Source organism: Ruegeria sp. AF8 (assembly GCF_056541825.1).
On record NZ_JBQFYW010000001.1, the window covers coordinates 265163 to 282097 of the forward strand.

Genomic DNA, 16935 nt, shown 5'->3' on the forward strand with positions numbered 1-16935 from the left:
GGACAATGCGCCGCGAAATACCTTTTCTTGGCTGGTTCCACCTGATAATGTCCTGCGGATAAATAAGTACCAATAATGAATGATCGGGTATACGGGCGGATGAGCAGGCGAGAGCAGGGGACTTTTGTCATTTCCTGGTCGCAAACGGAACTGGACGGGCTGGAGGCTGCGCCGGTTTCTGCGATGGGACAGGGCGTGGCGTGGTCATGGCGCGGTCAGGCAGGCCGGATTGACAGGCTCGACGACGGGTCCGCATCCGGCAGGTGCGGTCAAACTTCTGCTGAAGCCGCCACACGCAGCGCGTCTCTGGTGCGCCCGAGTCTGAGCTTCGATGTGCTGCACGCGGTTCGGGCGCGGCGCATCTTTCCGGCACAGTTCACCGTGACCAATGGTGCGAAATCCTATTCGGCCAAAGTGATCCGCCTTGATGTGCACGAGTATCCGCTTTTGGTGTTCGAGGGAGTGATGCCGCCGCGTGAAACCGAGCTGTGGGTAATGCAGGAAACCGTGTCAGGTCTGGCGGATGAACCGGCCTTGCCCGAAGCGCTCGACATCGGACACGGTGACGGCAGGCTCGCCAGTGCTGTTCGTGCCGATACGCAGGCGGTCGAAGGCGCCGAAGTCATCTGGATACGGAAACGTGTGGCGCAAGGTTGAGGCGGCGCAATTCTCCGGACTGTCAAAAATCGCCGCTGATCTGTTGACTCCCCTGCAAAGGTGGATATAAGCGCGGCTTCATTGGTGTTGGTGGCCCCCGCAAGGGGATGCCTGTCATGGGAAAACCCAAGAGGACAACGCCCTTCATAGTGGCCCGTCTGGGCCTCGACCAAAACGAAGGAGATCAGCCGTGACCAAACGCACGTCTGCCAAGTACAAAATCGACCGCCGGATGGGCGAAAACATCTGGGGTCGTCCGAAATCCCCGGTCAACCGCCGCGAATACGGCCCCGGCCAGCACGGCCAGCGCCGCAAGGGCAAACTGTCGGACTTTGGCCTGCAGCTGCGCGCCAAGCAGAAGCTGAAAGGCTACTATGGCGACCTGACCGAGAAGCAGTTCCGCCGCATCTACGCCGAAGCCGAGCGTGTCAAAGGCGACACCGGTGAAAATCTGGTCGGTCTGCTGGAGCGTCGTCTGGACGCCGTCGTTTATCGCGCCAAGTTCGTGCCGACCGTCTTCGCTGCGCGTCAGTTCGTGAACCACGGCCACGTCAAGGTGAACGGCAAGCGGGTCAACATTCCCAGCTACCGCGTCAAGGAAGGCGACGTGATCGAAGTTCGCGACCGTTCCAAGCAGCTTGCCGTCGTTCTGGAGGCCGTTTCGCTGTCCGAACGTGACGTGCCGGACTATCTCGATGCCGATCATTCGAAAATGACTGCCACTTTCGTGCGCACCCCGGGCCTGGGTGATGTGCCGTATCCGGTGGTTATGGAACCGAACCTGGTCGTCGAATTCTACGCGAAGAACTAATTTTTCACTTCGCCAGATTTCCCGGAATGGCTGCGCATTTGCGCGGCCATTTTTTTTTACGAGCGACAGTTCAGGCCTGAATTTCGGATTGCAGCAAGTGCTATTGCACTTTGGGAATTATCTGAATCACGCAACGCTGCCGTACAGACACTTGTCAGAATTGTCTTGAATAACGCAGCAATACTGTCTCGCTGCCGGGTTCATAATTCCTGAATTCCGAATTGAACAAGTGATCGACAGTTAGAGAAATCCTGCTGTTTTCAGAGAGGCGGGTGCCTGCTCCCACAGACGTTCGGTATTGAAATGTATCCGTTTCCTTGCGAGGCGGGGAGTCTCCTCCCTGAGAATACGCACCCACGGCAAAGCTTCCTTCGAAAAAGAAACGCTCTGCACCGAAATGCAACACGGCATGGACGCCAACTCCGGCAAAGATATCGTGGGTGGTATCCACCATCAGCGACCCCATCCATGACAGGTCATAAGCGCGTCTTTGCACAAAAGGATCGGAGTGCAGTTCGATCAGAGCGGCAATTGCGTTGTCGCCGTCACTGTCCATGAAATCATCAGGCCCCAGGCCAACCACCCATTCCCCCGCCGAGGCTGAACAAGTCGTGAACGACAAGAATGCGGCGACCAAAGTGGTCGATCCGAATTTGATGATTGGGCCCATGTTTTTCCGAACTCCTTCCAATTTGGTAGAGACTCATCCGGCCCAAACAGCAAGTCAACGAGAAGGAAGCCGCCGCATTTTTGTTGCCTGCACAGTGTATCGTATTCGACTCACATGGTCGCAGCGCCCTCTGACGTGAAATGGGAGACGATCATTCTGACCCGCTGATGGGGGTTGCTCTGATCACAGCGGCAATGGGCGCCCTTCGGCAATCGCTTCCATCGCGAAATAGCTGGTGACGCTGTCCAGTTCGACTTTTTCGATCAGGCGCTGATAGACCCTGTCATATGACGTCATATCCTGCGTCACCACCTTGAGTTGATAGTCATAGTCGCCGCCGATGCGGTGGAAATCCACAACCTCGGGAATGGTCAGGACGTGGCGACGAAAGGCCTGCAGCCACTCCGCCGAATGATGCCGTGTGCGCAGCATGACGAAGACCACAAGGTTCAGCCCCAGCATTTCCCGCGCAATCCGGGCGGTAGACCCTTTAAGAACCCCGCTTTCTCCCAATGCCTTCAGGCGCCGCCAACAGGCGTTTTGCGACAGTCCCACGCGATCCGCCAGATCCCGTTGCGACAGGGAGGCATCCTTTTGCAGTTCGATGAGAATACGGCGGTCAAAAATATCGATTTTTTCTCCCATTCTCGATCATATGACACAAAATTTACAATTTTCAATCAGAAAAATGTGAGGATTTTGCATCATTAGCGGATCATATTGAATGGGCATCAAGGAGCCTTTCCCATGACCCTTTCCATGTTTCGCGCAACCATTGAAGCCGCCGTTCGGAACGACACCCTCGGGGACGGTTTGATCGGCGAGAACATTCTGATCCCGGGTCTTCAGGGCGATGTCCCGTTGGTTTACGCCGACTACGTCGCCTCGGGCCGCGCGCTGCGTCAGGTCGAGGATTACGTGGCCGGGCATGTGCTGCCATTCTATGCCAACAGCCATACCGAGGCTTCCTATTGCGGGTCCTACATCACCCGGCTGCGCCGCGACGCGCGCGCCGAGATCGCCCGCGTCGTTGGCGCAAGGGGAGAAGACGCGGTGATTTTCACCGGGTCGGGCGCCACCGCAGGGCTAAACCGGCTGGTCAGCCTATTCGGACTGGGGGAGGCTGACCAGCCGGTTGTCATGATCGGGCCGTACGAGCATCACTCGAACATCCTGCCGTGGCGGGAAAGCAAGGCCAAGGTTGTCGAAATCCCGGAAGCGCCCGAAGGCGGCCCGGATCTGGAGGCGCTTGAAGCGGCGCTGGTCGAACATGCCTGTTCCGATCTGCTTGTCGGATCGTTTTCGGCGGCGTCGAACGTGACGGGGATCATCACCGATCCGGATCCGGTGACGCGCCTATTGAAAAAGCACGGTGCGCTGGCCGTCTGGGACTATGCCGGTGGCGGCCCCTATCTGCCGATGGATATGGGGCCGGAGGATGCGCGCAAGGATGCCATCGTCGTCTCGCCCCACAAGTTTCCCGGCGGGCCGGGTGCCTCGGGCGTTCTGATCGTCAACAAGGGCGCCGTGAAACGCGCCTGCCCCAGCTGGCCGGGCGGCGGCACGGTGTCGTTCGTGTCTCCCTGGCGGCATGACTACAGCACCGATCTGGCCACGCGGGAAGAGGCCGGAACGCCCAACGTGATCGGCGACATCCGCGCGGCGCTGGCCTTTGTCGTCAAGGATGTGGTCGGGACGGAGGAGATTGCCCGGCGCGAAGCGCAGTTCAACCGCATGGCGCTGGAAGGGTGGCGGGACAATCCGCATCTCAACCTGCTGGGGGTGGACAAAGCGCACCGGCTGCCGATCTTTTCCTTCCTCGTGCAGGACAAGGTGGGCAATCCGGTGCACCAGCAACTGTTCACCCGAATGCTCAGCGACATTTACGGCATTCAGGCGCGTGGCGGCTGCGCCTGCGCCGGGCCTTATGCACACCGCCTTTTGGGGATTGGCAAGGGCGAGTCCGAGGTCCTGCATGCCTCTCTGGCCGCAGGCGAGGAACTGAAGAAACCCGGCTGGGTGCGGCTGAATTTCTCCTACCTTATGTCGGAGGATACAGTTCAGTTCATCATCGATAGCGTAAACGAGTTGTCTCGCAGCACCGAAGACTATGTGCCTTTCTACAGCGCCGATCCGACCACGGCGCGCTTCAAGGCCGCATGAGGGTTTTGCGGCTTTTCTCAGGGGCATGACATCGGTATGAGGGGCGCAATCAAGGAGCGCCCCGCATGAACAAGATCACTCCGCAGCCCGGCATCATGGATATTGCCCTGTATCAGGGCGGCAAATCCCATGTCGAAGGTGTGGCCGATGTCATAAAGCTCAGTTCGAACGAGAACCCGTTTGGCCCCAGCCCCAAGGCGATCGAGGCGGTGCAAAACAGCGCGGCGCGCCTGCATCGCTATCCCAGCACCGATCACGCCGAATTGCGGGCCGCGATCGGCGAGGTGCATGGGCTGGACCCCGAGCGGATCGTCTGTGGCGTCGGCTCCGACGAGGTGCTGCAATTCGTGGTGCAGGCTTATGCCGGGGTGGGTGACGAGGTCATCTATACCGAACACGGGTTTTCCATGTACCCCATTCTGGCGCGGATGGCGGGCGCGGTTCCGGTTCGGGTGCCGGAACGTGAGCGCCGGGTGGATGTGGACGCGATCCTGTCTGCCTGCACCGACAGGACACGTGTGGTGTTCCTGACCAATCCCGGCAATCCGACCTCGACCATGATCCCCGAGGCCGAGGTGGCGCGGCTGGCGGATGGTCTGCCAGAGCATGTCGTTCTGGTTCTGGATGGGGCCTATACCGAGTTCGTGGGCGGATTCGACGGTGGTGTTTCCATCGTCGAAGGCCGCAGTAACGTCATCATGACGCGCACGTTCTCAAAGATTTACGGCCTCGGCGGCATGCGGGTCGGCTGGGGCTATGCGCCTCAGGAGATCATTGACGTCCTCAACCGTCTGCGCCAGCCTTTCAACCTGTCCTCAACGGCGCTGGACGCGGCGGAGGCTGCGGTGCGGGATCGGGACTATGTCGAATTCTGTCAGGCTGAAAACGCCAGATGGCGGACCTGGCTGGCCGAAGAACTGGCTGCGGTCGGGGTGCCGTCGGACCCGTCCTGCACCAATTTCATCTTGGCCCGCTTTGGCAGCCGCGACGAGGCCGAGGCATGTGATGCCTATCTGCAAAGTCAGGGCCTGATCGTGCGCCGTGTGGCGGGCTATGGCCTGCCCGAGGCGTTGCGGATCACCGTCGGGGACGAGGCGGCCTGCCGTAGGGTCGCCACCGCAATCTCCGCGTTCAAAGGAGGTGCGGCATGAGTCAGGTTTACGACCGTGTGGCGCTGATTGGCCTTGGGCTTATTGCGTCGTCGATGTATTGGGCAATCAAGCGCGCCGGGCTGGCGGGCGAGGTGACGGGCTATGCCCGCTCGGAAGAAACCCGCGAGACCGCGCGGCGGATCGGTTTGTGCGACCGGGTCTGCGACAGCGCGCGCGAGGCGGTCGAAGGGGCTGATCTGGTCGTGCTTTGTGTGCCGGTTGGCGCCATGGGTCCGGTGGCCGCGGAGATTGCGCCGGCGCTCAGGCCGGGGGCGACGGTGACGGATGTCGGTTCGGTCAAGCGCCATGTTGTACAATCCGTACAGCCTTTCATCCCCCCTGGTGTGCATTTTGTACCAGCCCACCCGCTGGCGGGAACCGAGCATTCGGGACCCGAGGCGGGCTTTGCCGAACTGTTCGACAACCGCTGGTGCCTGCTGGTTCCGGTCGAGGGAAGCGACCCGCAGGCGGTGGCGAAACTGCGCGCGCTGTGGGAGGGCATGGGGTCGAACGTGGACGAGATGGATGCAGATCACCACGACCTTGTGCTGGCGGTGACCAGCCACGCGCCGCACCTGATCGCCTATACGATGGTCGGCGTTGCGGACGACCTGCGCCGGGTGACCGATAGCGAGGTGATCAAGTATTCGGCTGCCGGTTTCCGCGACTTTACCCGCATCGCCGCCTCGGACCCGACCATGTGGCGCGACGTTTTTCTGACCAACAAGGATGCAACGCTGGAAATCCTCGGACGGTTCACCGAAGAGCTGTTCGCGCTGCAACGGGCGATCAGAACAGGTGACGGCGAGCATCTTTTCGACTATTTCACTCGCACAAGAGCAATTCGGCGGGGAATCATCGACGCGGGGCAGGATACGGACGCCCCGGATTTCGGCAGGGGACAGAGCAGATCATGATGCGTTCGGGTGGAGTTCTGGCTTTCGTGGCTTTGGCGCTTGTCGCGCCGGTTTCGATGGCCAACCCGCCCAAGACCTCGCTGATCCCCAAATCGCGCATCGTGTCAGAGGCCGCCCTGGTCGAGGCGGCGAGTGCCGTTGCCGAGGATACCATTGCCATCGTTGCGGATATGACCGGGATGCGCCCGGTGCCGCGGCCCGTATCACCGCAGGTCATGGCGGTGGCCGCACGGCCCGTCGACCTGCCGTTTTTTGGGCCGGATGTCTCTTTGTTTCCCTATAAGCGGCCTAAGGCCGTGGAACAGCAGGCGTTCTTCAAGAAGCGCCGCCTGCGCAAGGGGTCGGTCTGCGGGAACATCGATATTCAGGGCGAAGACATCGGGAAGGTGCCCAACAAGGTCAATGGCTGCGGGATCAAGGATGCCGTGAAGGTCAAGTCGGTTTCGGGCGTGACGCTGAGCCAGCCCGCGATCATGGATTGCAGCACCGCCGAGGCGTTGAACACGTGGGTGGAGCGTTCGGTCAAACCGACATTCCGCCGCCGGGGGCCGGTGGTCGAACTGAAGGTTGCGGCGCATTACGCCTGCCGGACGCGGAACAACCGCAAGGGCGCAAAAATATCGGAACACGGCAGGGGGCGGGCCATCGACATTTCGGCCTTCAAGATGATGGATGGCGAAGTGCTGACCGTGCTGGAAGGGTGGAAGCGGGGGCAGTCGCTGACACTTTTGCGCAGAATACGGAAGGATGCGTGCGGACCTTTCGGGACGGTGCTGGGGCCGGGATCGGACGGCTATCACCGCGACCATTTTCATCTGGACACGGCGCGTCATCGCAGCGGGCCGTACTGCCGCTGAAGCGCTCAGCGCAGGAAAACGCGCGGTGCCGGGCCCAATGGCACCGGACCCAGGGTGACAAAGCCATCGCGGAAGCCCAGTTCCACATCCAGCGCGTTCGGATTGCCGCTGAGCCCCGCCAGCATGCCAAGGACGTTGTTCACCGGGCCGACTGCCTGATCGGGTAAAGCACCCGAGGCATTGGCCATCGCCACCATGTCCTGCCAGTTCTCGGCCTTGATTGCGATCTGGCCGGTTGGAATGCCTTGGGCGTCGATATCCAGTTCTCCTGTCGCGAAAAGGCGCAGCGCGCCCCATTTCAGTTCCGCCAAGGCGAGATCGATAAAGACCGGCTGCGGGCGGCGCTCTTCCAAAGCGGTGCGGTCCCAAGGTTTGTCGAACCGGGCGAGCATGTCGAGTTGCAGGGTCTCGAAAGCATGGGGCAGGGACCGGGATGAGCGCAGGAGCGACCGCAGCCCCTCGCCCGGCGAGAAACCGTTGGCGGATGCGGCAAGCGCATAGGTTTCGGGCTGATTAGTCTGTTCCATCACGAGGGTCAGATCGGCGGCCCCGGCCAGTGCCTTGCCCTCTTGCGAGATCGACCACGGGCCGGAGGTCAGGGCCAGCCGCTCCAGAACCAGCGCCGTACCGGGTTGCAGGTGCAGTTCGGCCTGCATTTGTTGCGCCGTGACGATCGCGGTCTGGTCGAGATAGGAGAACCGCTGTGGCGTGTTGGCGAAGCGGAGGGTCTGGCGGCCGGGCCAGATCGCCGGGCTGGCGATGTCGATCCGGTCGGCGTGCCACGCGGTGCCGGTGACCGGATCGGCCAGCGCGGGGTTGTCCAGGCGGGTGATGTGACGGAACGGAAAACCGGTTGTCGCGACATCGGAAAAATCCGCCTGCCAACCCAGTTGCCGGCGCTGGTCGAACCAGCCCGAGATGGCCGTGCGCAGGCCGTAACCCGCAACGAACCAGTAGCCTGACCAAAGCAGCGCCGCGAGAATGAAGAAACGAACCAGCCGGATCATAAAATGGCCCTTTTTCCTGCGCTGGTTTTGATGTTTATAGGCGCAAACAGGCGAGGGCCAGAGCGATGACGATGTGGGTATTCGGATACGGATCACTGTTGTGGAATCCCGGTTTTCCGGTGGCGCGCAGCGAGCTTGCGACGCTGCACGGCTATGCCCGGTCGTTCTGCATGAGTTCGATCCATCATCGCGGCACCGAGGAAAACCCCGGTCTGGTTCTGGCCCTGGACGAGGTGGAGGACGCCCATTGCAAGGGGTTGGCGCTGGCGGTCGAGGCGGGCCACGAAGAGCGCACGCTGGACGAACTGCGCGAGCGGGAGCTGATCTCGTCCGCCTATCTGGAGCGGATGCTGGATGTGCATCTGGATTGCGGCGACGTGGTGAACGCGGTGACCTATGTGATCGATCCGCATCATGTGCAGTATTGCGGCGGCATGCCGTTGGAAGAACAGGCGCACATCATCGCGCGGGCCGTTGGCGGGCGGGGGCCGAACCCCGAATATCTGTTCAACACCACCACGCACCTGACCGAAATCGGATTGCGCGATCCGGATCTGGAGTGGCTTTCTGACCGCGTCCGAAATCTGATGCCATAATTCCATGGCTTCACCGGCGGAATTTCGCTAGGTTCGGCCAAGAGCAGAAGAAACCGGGAACAAGGCGCATGGCGCAGGCACAACGCGAGGCGAGACCCCAGTTCTCGCAACCGTTCCGACAGATCCTCATGATGCTGATCGTGATCGGGCTTTCAGGGTTTGGCGTATTCGTGGCCTTGCCGAGGGTTATGCCGGTATTCGAGGCCAACCCCTATCTCAACGGCTTCATTCTGCTGGTCTTTGTGATCGGCGTTCTGGCTTGTTTCTATCAGGTTTTCCAGCTGATGGGATCGGTTCGCTGGATCGAGCGGTTCGCGGGCGGGATCGAGACGGATGGTACCGCGCCGCCGCAACTGCTGGCGCCGCTGGCGTCGCTGCTGCGCTCGCGCGGGGCGCGGTCGCAGATCAGTTCGACCTCGACCCGGTCGATCCTCGATTCGGTGGCCGAGCGCATCGAGGAAGAGCGCGAGATCACCCGATACATCACCAACGTCCTGATCTATCTGGGCCTGCTGGGGACGTTCTTTGGTCTTGCGACCACGGTTCCCGCGGTGGTGGACACGATCCGCAGCCTCAACCCGCAGGAGGGCGAAGAGGGGCTGGCCGTTTTCAACCGGCTGATGACCGGGCTCGAGGCGCAGCTGGGCGGTATGGGCGTTGCGTTCGGCTCGTCCCTGCTGGGTCTGGCCGGATCGTTGATCGTGGGGCTTCTGGAGCTATTTGCAGGGCATGGGCAGAACCGGTTCTATCGCGAACTGGAGGAGTGGCTGTCCACGATCACCCGCGTCGGCTTTGCCTCGGGCGACGAGGGTGGTGCGGAACTGGCGCTGATGGCCCCGATCCTCGATGCGATGTCGCAGCAGATGGATACGCTGCAGGACATGTTTCAGGCCAACGAAGAGGGCCATGCTGCGGTGTCCGACAAGCTGGGGCGGCTGGTGGATGCGATCGGCGAGATGAACCAGCGGCAGGCCGACACCGAGAACGTGACCGGGGCGTTGGGTCGGGTGGCGCTGGGGCAGGAGGCGCTGCTGGATCATCTGCGCGAAAAGAGCGACGGCGAGGGGCTGGATGCCGAAAGCCGGATGCGCCTGCGGTCGATGGATGTTCAGTTGCTGCGCATCCTCGAAGAGATTTCGGCGGGCCGTCAGGAGAGTTTGATGGAGCTGCGCAAGGATATCGAACTGGTGGTCAAGGCGCTGTCGCTGTCGCGCGGAACGCTGCGGGCGCAACCCGCCGCGCCGGACGGGGAATAAGCCATGGCCCTGTCACGCCGCACCGGCCATCGTTTCCAGGGCTCGGTCTGGCCCGGTTTCGTGGATGCGATGACCGGGCTGCTGATGGTGCTGACCTTTGTTCTGACCATTTTCATGGTGGTGCAGTTCGTGCTGCGTGAGACGATCTCGGGGCAGGAAGACGAGCTGAGCGCGTTGTCCAATGAGGTGGCGGCGCTGGCCGAGGCACTGGGGCTGGAAGAGCGGCAGACCAGCCGGTTGCAGGCGCGGCTGGGCGCGCTGAGCGCGACGCTGACCGAAGCCGAGGATGATCTGTCGCAGGCGCAGGCGCTGATCGGCACGCTGACCGCCGAGCGCGACCGTCAGACGGCGGCGCTGGATCAGGCGCAGACCAGAATCACCGCCTTCGAGGCGCAGGTGGCGGCACTGCTTGCGGATCAGGAGCGGGCGCTGGGCGACATTCAGGCTTTGGAAACCGAGCGCGCGGATCTGCTGTCGGCGCAGGAGGCTCTGAACCTGGCACTGGCGCAAAGCCGCCAGGAAGTCGATGCACAGACCGAGGCGGCACGTCTGGCCGCGGCCCGACGCGAGGCGCTGGAGGCGCTGATCGCCGAGTTGGAGCGGTCGGGCGAAGAGAATGCCGAACAGATCGCGGCGCTGGAACAGAAACTGAGCCAGGAAGAGGCCGACAAGCTGTCCGAGGCCGCGGCGGCGCAGGTGTTGCGCGAGCGGTTGCAGAATGCGGATGCGGAGCTGACCGCGATGACGCTGGCGCTGGAAAAACAGCGGCAGGAGGCCGAGGATACGCTGACCCTGCTTGCCGCCGTAGAGGCTGCCAAAAAGCAGTTGGAGCAGGAGTTGGGCGAAGCGGTGTCGGCCGAGGAAATGCAGGCCCGACTGAACGCGGCGTTGAGCGCACAGACCGAAGCCGAGGATACGGCCCGCATCCAGGGCAATCTGGCCAATGAACGGGCCGCCATGCTGGCGCAGGCGTATCAGGCGCTTTCCGCCGAACAGGCGGCATCGGCGGAGGCCCAGCGCCAGACCGCCCTGCTGAACCAGCAGGTGGCGGCGCTGCGCAATCAACTGGGCTCGCTGCAGGCGCTCCTGGACGATTATGAGGATCGCAACGCGGCGGCCGAGGTACAGTTGCAGACGCTGGGGCAGGACCTGAACGCGGCGCTGGCGCGCGCGGCCTCCGAGGAACGCAAGCGGCGGTTGCTGGAAGAGGCAGAGCGCAAGCGGTTGGAGGCGCGGAACGAGGGGCTGGTGGCGCGTGCAGAGGATCTGGAGCGGTACCGCTCGGAATTCTTTGGCCGGTTGCGCGAGGTTCTGGGAAATCAGGAAGGCGTGCGGATCGAAGGCGACCGTTTCGTGTTCTCGTCCGAGGTGCTGTTTGATCCGGCTTCGGCGGATCTGTCGATCGAGGGGCAGATCGAAGTTGCGAAGGTCGCCAATATCCTGCGCAGCGTGGCGCGGGACATTCCGGAAGAGCTGAACTGGGTGATCCGGGTGGATGGCCATACCGACAACCTGCCGCTGTCGGGCACCGGCCGGTACCGGGACAACTGGGAACTCAGCCAGGCGCGGGCCCTGTCGGTGGTGCGGTTCATGGTCGAGGCGCTGGGGCTTCCGCCTCAGCGGCTGTCGGCAAACGGGTTTGGGGAGTTTCAGCCGGTTGACAGCGCCGACAGCCCCGAAGCGCGCGCCAAGAACCGCCGGATTGAGTTGAAGCTGACCGAAAAGTAAACTGCTCAGGGTATTTCAAGTCGGACGGTTTTGGTGCTGATCACCTTGCCGTTGCGGCGCATTTCGACCGTGCCGGCATACTCGCCAGCAGGCCAGCGCGGAAGGGTGAGCCTGCGCCCGGCGGCGCGGAAGAACCGGGCCTGGTTTTTTTCCAGCGCCGCTTCGTGATCGACGATCTGGCCGCCGGGTCCCCGGATTGTCAGCCGCATCACATCACCCGCCAGCCCGCCATAAGCATAGCCGAACACGACCAGCCCGCCGGCACTGTCGGGGACGGAGATTTGCGCGGCGGTTCCTGCCTGAATAGCCTCGTAGGCGGGGACATGGTCGGAAAACCCGGCCGAGATCAGCGCGCCGGGCACATAGGGGATCGGCGTTTGCCAGAGGGTTTCGCCGGGTTCTCCGCATTGCGCCGGGCCGCCGGCAGCGAATGGGTCGACGACCTGACCATCGCGGCGAACGGACAGGTGCAGATGGGGGAATTCGGTTTTGCCGGAAAGCCCGACCTGCCCCAGGACGTCGCCCGGCTTGACCGTGTCGCCGGTTCGCACCCGGATCGAGCCGCGTTTCATGTGGCAATACTGGGTTTCCCACCCGTCACCATGCGCTACAAGCACGCCATTGCCGCATTCTCGGCCCTCGACCGTGGCAGGTGTCGCGGCATCGTAGCGGCGGTCCGCCATCCCGTCGCGGGTGGCGCGTACCGTGCCACCGGCGGCGGCCAGAACGTTGACCCCCGCATTCATCGCCGCCAACGAAGGCAGGCCAAAATCAGTGCCCTTGTGGCCGTCATAGCTGAGCGTGCCGCACCGGAAATCGCGTGCATCGGGCCCCGGGTCCCGGTCGACGAATTGCTGGATATAACAGGTTTCGCCTAGGTCGCACTCCACCGGCAGGCGCAGAACAGGTTCACCCGCCGCTGGGGTGGCGGCGAGTGCCAGCGCGACCAGTCGCGCCCGCATCAGTCGGCGGTCAGCAACGGAGGCTTGTCGCCCGAGATACGCGGCTGGCCGGGGCCAACCATCTGGAGATCAAGCTCGCCCTTCTTGACCGACACACGGACCACGCCGCCCTTGGAGAGTTTGCCGAACAGCAACTCTTCGGCCAGCGGTTTCTTGATGTGTTCCTGAATGACACGGCCCAGCGGGCGGGCGCCCATCTTGTCGTCATAGCCCCTGTCGGCGATCCATTCGGCGGCCTTGGGCGTCAGTTCAATGGACACACCGCGATCCAGCAGTTGCGCCTCGAGCTGGAGGACGAATTTTTCGACCACCTGCAGGATGACCTCTTTCGGCAGCGGCGCAAAGGAGATCACCGCATCCAGACGGTTGCGGAATTCGGGGCTGAACATCCGTTCGATGGCGGCGGTATCCTCGCCCTCGCGCCGGTCGCGGCCAAAGCCGATGGCAGCCTGCGCCTGTTCCTTTGCACCCGCGTTCGAGGTCATGATCAGCACCACGTTGCGGAAATTCACCGTGCGGCCGTTGTGATCGGTCAACTCGCCGTGGTCCATCACCTGCAACAGGATATTGAACACATCCGGATGCGCCTTTTCGATCTCATCGAGCAGCAGCACGCAATGCGGATGCTGGTCGACGCCGTCGGTCAGCAGACCGCCCTGATCGAACCCGACATAACCCGGAGGCGCGCCGATAAGGCGGGAAACCGCATGTTTCTCCATGTATTCCGACATATCGAAGCGCAGAAGTTCCACGCCCAGCGTGTCCGCCAGCTGTTTGGCCACCTCGGTTTTGCCGACGCCGGTGGGGCCCGCGAACAGGTAGTTGCCGATGGGTTTCTCCGGTTCGCGCAGACCGGCACGGGCCAGTTTGATGGCGCTGGACAGCGCCTCGATGGCCTGATCCTGACCAAACACCACCCGCTTGAGCGAGGCTTCGAGATCTTTCAGGACCTCGGCATCGTCCTTGGTGACGTTCTTGGGCGGGATGCGGGCGATCTTGGCGACCACCGCCTCGATCTCTTTCACGCCGATGGTCTTGCGGCGCTTGCTTTCCGCCACCAGATGCTGCGCGGCACCGGCCTCGTCGATGACGTCGATGGCCTTGTCGGGCAGTTTGCGGTCGTTGATGTAGCGCGCCGACAGTTCCACCGCCGTCTTGATCGCGTCCGCAGTGTATTTGATGTCGTGATGCTGTTCGAAATAGGGCTTGAGGCCGCGCAGGATCTTGACGCTGTCCTCGACCGAAGGCTCGTTCACGTCGATCTTCTGGAAGCGGCGGCTCAGCGCGCGGTCCTTTTCGAAATGCTGACGGAATTCCTTGTAAGTGGTCGAGCCCATGGTGCGCAGCTTGCCGCCCTGAAGCGCGGGTTTCAGCAGGTTCGAGGCATCCATCGCGCCACCCGAGGTGGCGCCGGCGCCGATCACGGTGTGAATCTCGTCGATGAACAGCACCGCGTCAGGGTGTTCTTCCAACTCGGTCACCACGGCCTTGAGCCGTTCCTCGAAATCGCCGCGATAGCGGGTACCGGCCAGAAGCGCGCCCATGTCGAGTGCATAGATGGTGGTATGGGCCAGAACTTCGGGGGCCTCGCCCTGCACGATCTTATAGGCCAGCCCTTCGGCGATGGCGGTTTTGCCAACACCGGGGTCGCCCACCAGAAGCGGGTTGTTTTTGCGGCGGCGGCAGAGCACCTGGATGCAGCGCTCGACCTCGTCGGCACGTCCGATCAGCGGGTCGACATCGCCGGCGCGCGCCTTGGCGTTGAGATCGACGCAGTATTTGCCCAGCGCGCTTTCCTTTTGCTCGGCATCGGTGCCCGGGGTGGCCGCCTGCGCCTCATCCTCGGGCTGTTCGGCGCCGGTCACGGGGCGGTTTTCACCATAGGCAGGGTCCTTGGCGACGCCGTGCGCAATGAAATTCACCGCGTCATAGCGGGTCATGTCCTGTTCCTGCAGGAAATAGGCGGCATTGCTTTCGCGTTCGGCGAAGATGGCCACCAGAACATTGGCCCCGGTTACCTCGGTCCGGCCCGAGCTTTGCACATGGATCGCGGCGCGTTGGATCACCCGCTGGAAGGCGGCGGTCGGCACCGCTTCGGAGCCGTCGATATCGGTTACGAGGTTCGAGAGGTCTTCGTCGATGAATTCGACCAGAGTGCCGCGCAACTCGTCCAGGTTGACGCTGCACGCCTTCATCACCCGAACAGCGTCAGGTTCTTCCAGCAGCGCCAGAAGCAGATGTTCCAGCGTTGCGAATTCATGCCGCCTTTCATTCGCCGCCGCAAGGGCCGCGTGAATGGCTTGTTCCAATGTGCTCGAGAATGAAGGCACGTGGGTGCTCCTCTGTACTTGGGTCGAAAACCGGGGGTGCGAGTTGCGGCCGAACCCCCTGCTCAACCATGTCCTCATACTATTAGAGTTTGGTTGAACATGGCCCGGCTTCAAGGGTTTTCTTGCTCTTGACAGTCACATTTCCTGTGACCGTGTTCGTGAACACCGCATTTTGTGGCTAGAATCTGTCTTTGCGGGCGCGAATTTCGGCAAAGACATCGGCGGGGTCGGCGCCGGTCATGCCAAGGTTGGCCTGAATACCGGATTCTGCTGCGCGCAGAAAGGGGTTGGTGGCTTTCTCCAGTGCCAGCGACGACGGCACGGTGGGCTCTCCGGCGGCGCGGGCGCGGGCGATGTCGGCGATCCGCTGCTGCAGGGCGGGGTTTTCCGGTTCGATGGTTTCGGCGAAGCGCCCGTTGGCTTGTGTATATTCGTGGCCGGAGCAGACGATTGTTTCCTCGGGCAATGCAGCCAGCTTGCTGAGCGAGGCCCACATCTGTGGTGCCGTGCCTTCGAACAGCCGCCCGCATCCCAGCGCCATCAGGCTGTCGGCGGTGAAGACCGCGCCGCTGGCAGGCATGTGAAAGGCGATGTGGCCGACCGTGTGGCCGGACACGTCCACCACATGCACCGGCTCACCGCCGATGCTGATCGTGTCGCCTTCGGCCACCTGAACATCAAGTGGCGGCAGGCGGTGGGCATCCGCCGCCGCGCCGATCACCGTCGCGGAATGTCGGGCGAGGATTTCGGCCAGCCCCTCGACATGGTCGAAATGGTGGTGGGTCAGCAGCACATGGCTGAGCCGCCAGCCGCGTGCATCCAGTTCCGCAAGGATGGGGGCGGCCTCGGGCGCGTCGATCAGCGCGGTCTCACCGCTGACTTCATCATGCGCGAGAAAGGCATAGTTGTCGCTGAGGCAGGGAACGGTGACGATCTCAAGAGGCATGGCCTTTTGCCCTTTCATTGCTAGACTGCGCCCAACTAAGCCGATCGAGCAGGTGTCTGCAATGCATCTCGACGTTCAGGATCTGAGGAATTTCTATTACCGCAGCACGCTGGGGCGTGCGGCGCAGGCCGCGATCCGTGGTCGCCTGCTGGAACTGTGGCCCGAGGCGAAGGGACAGACCGTGGCCGGGTTCGGATTCGCGGTGCCGCTTCTGCGCCCTTATCTGGGTGACGCGCGGCGCGTGACCGGCCTGATGCCGGGGCCACAGGGGGTGATGCCATGGCCCGCGGGACAACCGAACGTGTCGGTCCTGTGCGAGGAAACGCTGTGGCCCATCGACACCGGGCGGGTGGACAAGCTGGTGGTCATGCACGGGCTGGAAACCTCGGAACGGCCGAACGATCTGTTGGAGGAATGCTGGCGGGTGCTGGGGCCGGGCGGCAAGGCGATGTTCATCGTTCCGAACCGGGCCGGGTTCTGGTCGCGCTCGGACAAGACGCCGTTCGGCTATGGCCGGCCCTATTCGCTGGGGCAGTTGGAGACGCAGCTGAAGATTCATCAGTTTCTGCCGGAAAACCATTGTTCGGCGCTGTATCTGCCCCCGTCCTACCGGCGGTTCTGGCTGAAATCGGCGAGCCTTATCGAAAAGACCGGCCAGCGCCTGCCCACGATCATGGCGGGTGGGGTTTTGATGGTCGAGGTCAGCAAACAGGTGCATCCGCCCAAGGGCAGCGTCACCAAAGACGCCGTTCGGCGTCCGATCAAGGCGCTGGACGGTTTGCTCAAACCTGCCTGAGCGCAGCCGCTGCGGGCGGCGGGGTGTTTTGGTTGATTGCGCCCGTTTTTGTGGAAATTACGTCACAGGAATCGCAAAAACCTGCAAC

At 62.5% G+C, this 16935-nt stretch carries 16 protein-coding genes; 10 read left to right on the plus strand and 6 right to left on the minus strand.

Features of this window, described 5'->3' with window-relative positions:
* The first annotated feature begins 75 nt into the window (after positions 1 to 75).
* Positions 76 to 657, plus strand: coding sequence for a hypothetical protein (locus ACR0AO_RS01235; protein WP_480598923.1), 582 nt, complete (start codon positions 76 to 78; stop codon positions 655 to 657).
* 190 nt (positions 658 to 847) lie between these two features.
* Positions 848 to 1468, plus strand: a complete 621-nt coding sequence (gene rpsD / locus ACR0AO_RS01240) for a 30S ribosomal protein S4 (RefSeq protein ID WP_480598925.1) — start codon at positions 848 to 850, stop codon at positions 1466 to 1468.
* A gap of 154 nt (positions 1469 to 1622) precedes the next feature.
* Here the strand turns inward: rpsD and ACR0AO_RS01245 are convergent, their stop codons facing one another.
* Both ACR0AO_RS01245 and ACR0AO_RS01250 read right to left on the minus strand, forming a co-directional pair.
* Positions 1623 to 2138 (minus strand): acyloxyacyl hydrolase, encoded by a 516-nt coding sequence (locus ACR0AO_RS01245; protein ID WP_480598927.1) that lies wholly within the window; start codon positions 2136 to 2138, stop codon positions 1623 to 1625.
* Positions 2139 to 2321: 183 nt separating this feature from the next.
* The gene (locus ACR0AO_RS01250; protein WP_480598929.1) at positions 2322 to 2783 is read right to left on the minus strand and encodes an Lrp/AsnC family transcriptional regulator; all 462 of its coding nucleotides are present in this window, start codon (positions 2781 to 2783) and stop codon (positions 2322 to 2324) included.
* Positions 2784 to 2885: 102 nt separating this feature from the next.
* Here ACR0AO_RS01250 and ACR0AO_RS01255 point away from each other — a divergent pair, with 102 nt between their 5' ends.
* The 4 genes from ACR0AO_RS01255 (at position 2886) to ACR0AO_RS01270 (ending at position 7226) form a co-directional block, all read left to right on the plus strand.
* Positions 2886 to 4301, plus strand: coding sequence for an aminotransferase class V-fold PLP-dependent enzyme (locus tag ACR0AO_RS01255; RefSeq protein ID WP_480598931.1), 1416 nt, complete (start codon positions 2886 to 2888; stop codon positions 4299 to 4301).
* A 65-nt stretch (positions 4302 to 4366) separates the two neighbouring features.
* Entirely contained in the window at positions 4367 to 5452 is a 1086-nt protein-coding gene (hisC, locus tag ACR0AO_RS01260) for a histidinol-phosphate transaminase (protein ID WP_480598933.1), read from the plus strand.
* On the plus strand, positions 5449 to 6369 hold the full coding sequence (locus ACR0AO_RS01265) for a prephenate/arogenate dehydrogenase family protein (protein WP_480598935.1): 921 nt from the start codon (positions 5449 to 5451) through the stop codon (positions 6367 to 6369). The genes hisC and ACR0AO_RS01265 overlap by 4 nt, the downstream gene beginning before the upstream one ends.
* Positions 6366 to 7226, plus strand: a complete 861-nt coding sequence (locus ACR0AO_RS01270) for an extensin-like domain-containing protein (protein ID WP_480598937.1) — start codon at positions 6366 to 6368, stop codon at positions 7224 to 7226. Before ACR0AO_RS01265 ends, ACR0AO_RS01270 begins: the two co-directional genes overlap by 4 nt.
* Before the next feature lie 5 nt (positions 7227 to 7231).
* On the opposite strand, the gene ACR0AO_RS01275 is transcribed toward ACR0AO_RS01270, so the two are convergent.
* On the minus strand, positions 7232 to 8233 hold the full coding sequence (locus tag ACR0AO_RS01275; protein ID WP_480598939.1) for a DUF2125 domain-containing protein: 1002 nt from the start codon (positions 8231 to 8233) through the stop codon (positions 7232 to 7234).
* Positions 8234 to 8298: 65 nt separating this feature from the next.
* Between ACR0AO_RS01275 and ACR0AO_RS01280 the strand changes: the two genes are divergently transcribed.
* The 3 genes from ACR0AO_RS01280 to ACR0AO_RS01290 all read left to right on the plus strand — a co-directional run bounded on the left by ACR0AO_RS01280 (position 8299) and on the right by ACR0AO_RS01290 (position 11813).
* Positions 8299 to 8829 carry a gamma-glutamylcyclotransferase gene (locus ACR0AO_RS01280; protein WP_480598941.1) on the plus strand — a complete coding sequence of 177 codons (531 nt, stop codon included), beginning with the start codon at positions 8299 to 8301 and terminating at the stop codon, positions 8827 to 8829.
* 68 nt (positions 8830 to 8897) lie between these two features.
* On the plus strand, positions 8898 to 10085 hold the full coding sequence (locus tag ACR0AO_RS01285; protein ID WP_480598943.1) for a biopolymer transporter ExbB: 1188 nt from the start codon (positions 8898 to 8900) through the stop codon (positions 10083 to 10085).
* Positions 10086 to 10088: 3 nt separating this feature from the next.
* On the plus strand, positions 10089 to 11813 hold the full coding sequence (locus ACR0AO_RS01290) for a peptidoglycan -binding protein (protein ID WP_480598945.1): 1725 nt from the start codon (positions 10089 to 10091) through the stop codon (positions 11811 to 11813).
* Positions 11814 to 11818: 5 nt separating this feature from the next.
* Here the strand turns inward: ACR0AO_RS01290 and ACR0AO_RS01295 are convergent, their stop codons facing one another.
* From ACR0AO_RS01295 to gloB, 3 genes are all read right to left on the minus strand, one after another.
* A complete protein-coding gene (locus ACR0AO_RS01295) occupies positions 11819 to 12775 on the minus strand; it encodes a M23 family metallopeptidase (protein ID WP_480598947.1) in 957 nt (318 codons plus the stop codon).
* Positions 12775 to 15105, minus strand: coding sequence for an ATP-dependent Clp protease ATP-binding subunit ClpA (gene clpA / locus ACR0AO_RS01300; protein ID WP_480598949.1), 2331 nt, complete (start codon positions 15103 to 15105; stop codon positions 12775 to 12777). Before clpA ends, ACR0AO_RS01295 begins: the two co-directional genes overlap by 1 nt.
* Positions 15106 to 15283: 178 nt before the next feature.
* Positions 15284 to 16069, minus strand: coding sequence for a hydroxyacylglutathione hydrolase (gloB, locus tag ACR0AO_RS01305; RefSeq protein ID WP_480598951.1), 786 nt, complete (start codon positions 16067 to 16069; stop codon positions 15284 to 15286).
* A 43-nt stretch (positions 16070 to 16112) separates the two neighbouring features.
* On the opposite strand from gloB, the gene ACR0AO_RS01310 reads away from it, so the two are divergent.
* Positions 16113 to 16847 carry a class I SAM-dependent methyltransferase gene (locus tag ACR0AO_RS01310; protein WP_480598953.1) on the plus strand — a complete coding sequence of 245 codons (735 nt, stop codon included), beginning with the start codon at positions 16113 to 16115 and terminating at the stop codon, positions 16845 to 16847.
* Positions 16848 to 16935 lie beyond the last annotated feature (88 nt).

Excerpts from the sequence above, each read along its gene's own strand:
- ACR0AO_RS01235 (WP_480598923.1), top strand. The coding sequence starts at position 76 with ATGAATGATCGGGTATACGGGCGGATGAGCAGGCGAGAGCAGGGGACT.
- ACR0AO_RS01245 (WP_480598927.1), bottom strand. The coding sequence starts at position 2,138 with ATGGGCCCAATCATCAAATTCGGATCGACCACTTTGGTCGCCGCATTC.
- ACR0AO_RS01250 (WP_480598929.1), bottom strand. The coding sequence starts at position 2,783 with ATGGGAGAAAAAATCGATATTTTTGACCGCCGTATTCTCATCGAACTG.
- ACR0AO_RS01255 (WP_480598931.1), top strand. The coding sequence starts at position 2,886 with ATGACCCTTTCCATGTTTCGCGCAACCATTGAAGCCGCCGTTCGGAAC.
- hisC (WP_480598933.1), top strand. The coding sequence starts at position 4,367 with ATGAACAAGATCACTCCGCAGCCCGGCATCATGGATATTGCCCTGTAT.
- ACR0AO_RS01265 (WP_480598935.1), top strand. The coding sequence starts at position 5,449 with ATGAGTCAGGTTTACGACCGTGTGGCGCTGATTGGCCTTGGGCTTATT.
- ACR0AO_RS01270 (WP_480598937.1), top strand. The coding sequence starts at position 6,366 with ATGATGCGTTCGGGTGGAGTTCTGGCTTTCGTGGCTTTGGCGCTTGTC.
- ACR0AO_RS01275 (WP_480598939.1), bottom strand. The coding sequence starts at position 8,233 with ATGATCCGGCTGGTTCGTTTCTTCATTCTCGCGGCGCTGCTTTGGTCA.
- ACR0AO_RS01280 (WP_480598941.1), top strand. The coding sequence starts at position 8,299 with ATGACGATGTGGGTATTCGGATACGGATCACTGTTGTGGAATCCCGGT.
- ACR0AO_RS01285 (WP_480598943.1), top strand. The coding sequence starts at position 8,898 with ATGGCGCAGGCACAACGCGAGGCGAGACCCCAGTTCTCGCAACCGTTC.
- ACR0AO_RS01290 (WP_480598945.1), top strand. The coding sequence starts at position 10,089 with ATGGCCCTGTCACGCCGCACCGGCCATCGTTTCCAGGGCTCGGTCTGG.
- ACR0AO_RS01295 (WP_480598947.1), bottom strand. The coding sequence starts at position 12,775 with ATGCGGGCGCGACTGGTCGCGCTGGCACTCGCCGCCACCCCAGCGGCG.
- gloB (WP_480598951.1), bottom strand. The coding sequence starts at position 16,069 with ATGAAAGGGCAAAAGGCCATGCCTCTTGAGATCGTCACCGTTCCCTGC.
- ACR0AO_RS01310 (WP_480598953.1), top strand. The coding sequence starts at position 16,113 with ATGCATCTCGACGTTCAGGATCTGAGGAATTTCTATTACCGCAGCACG.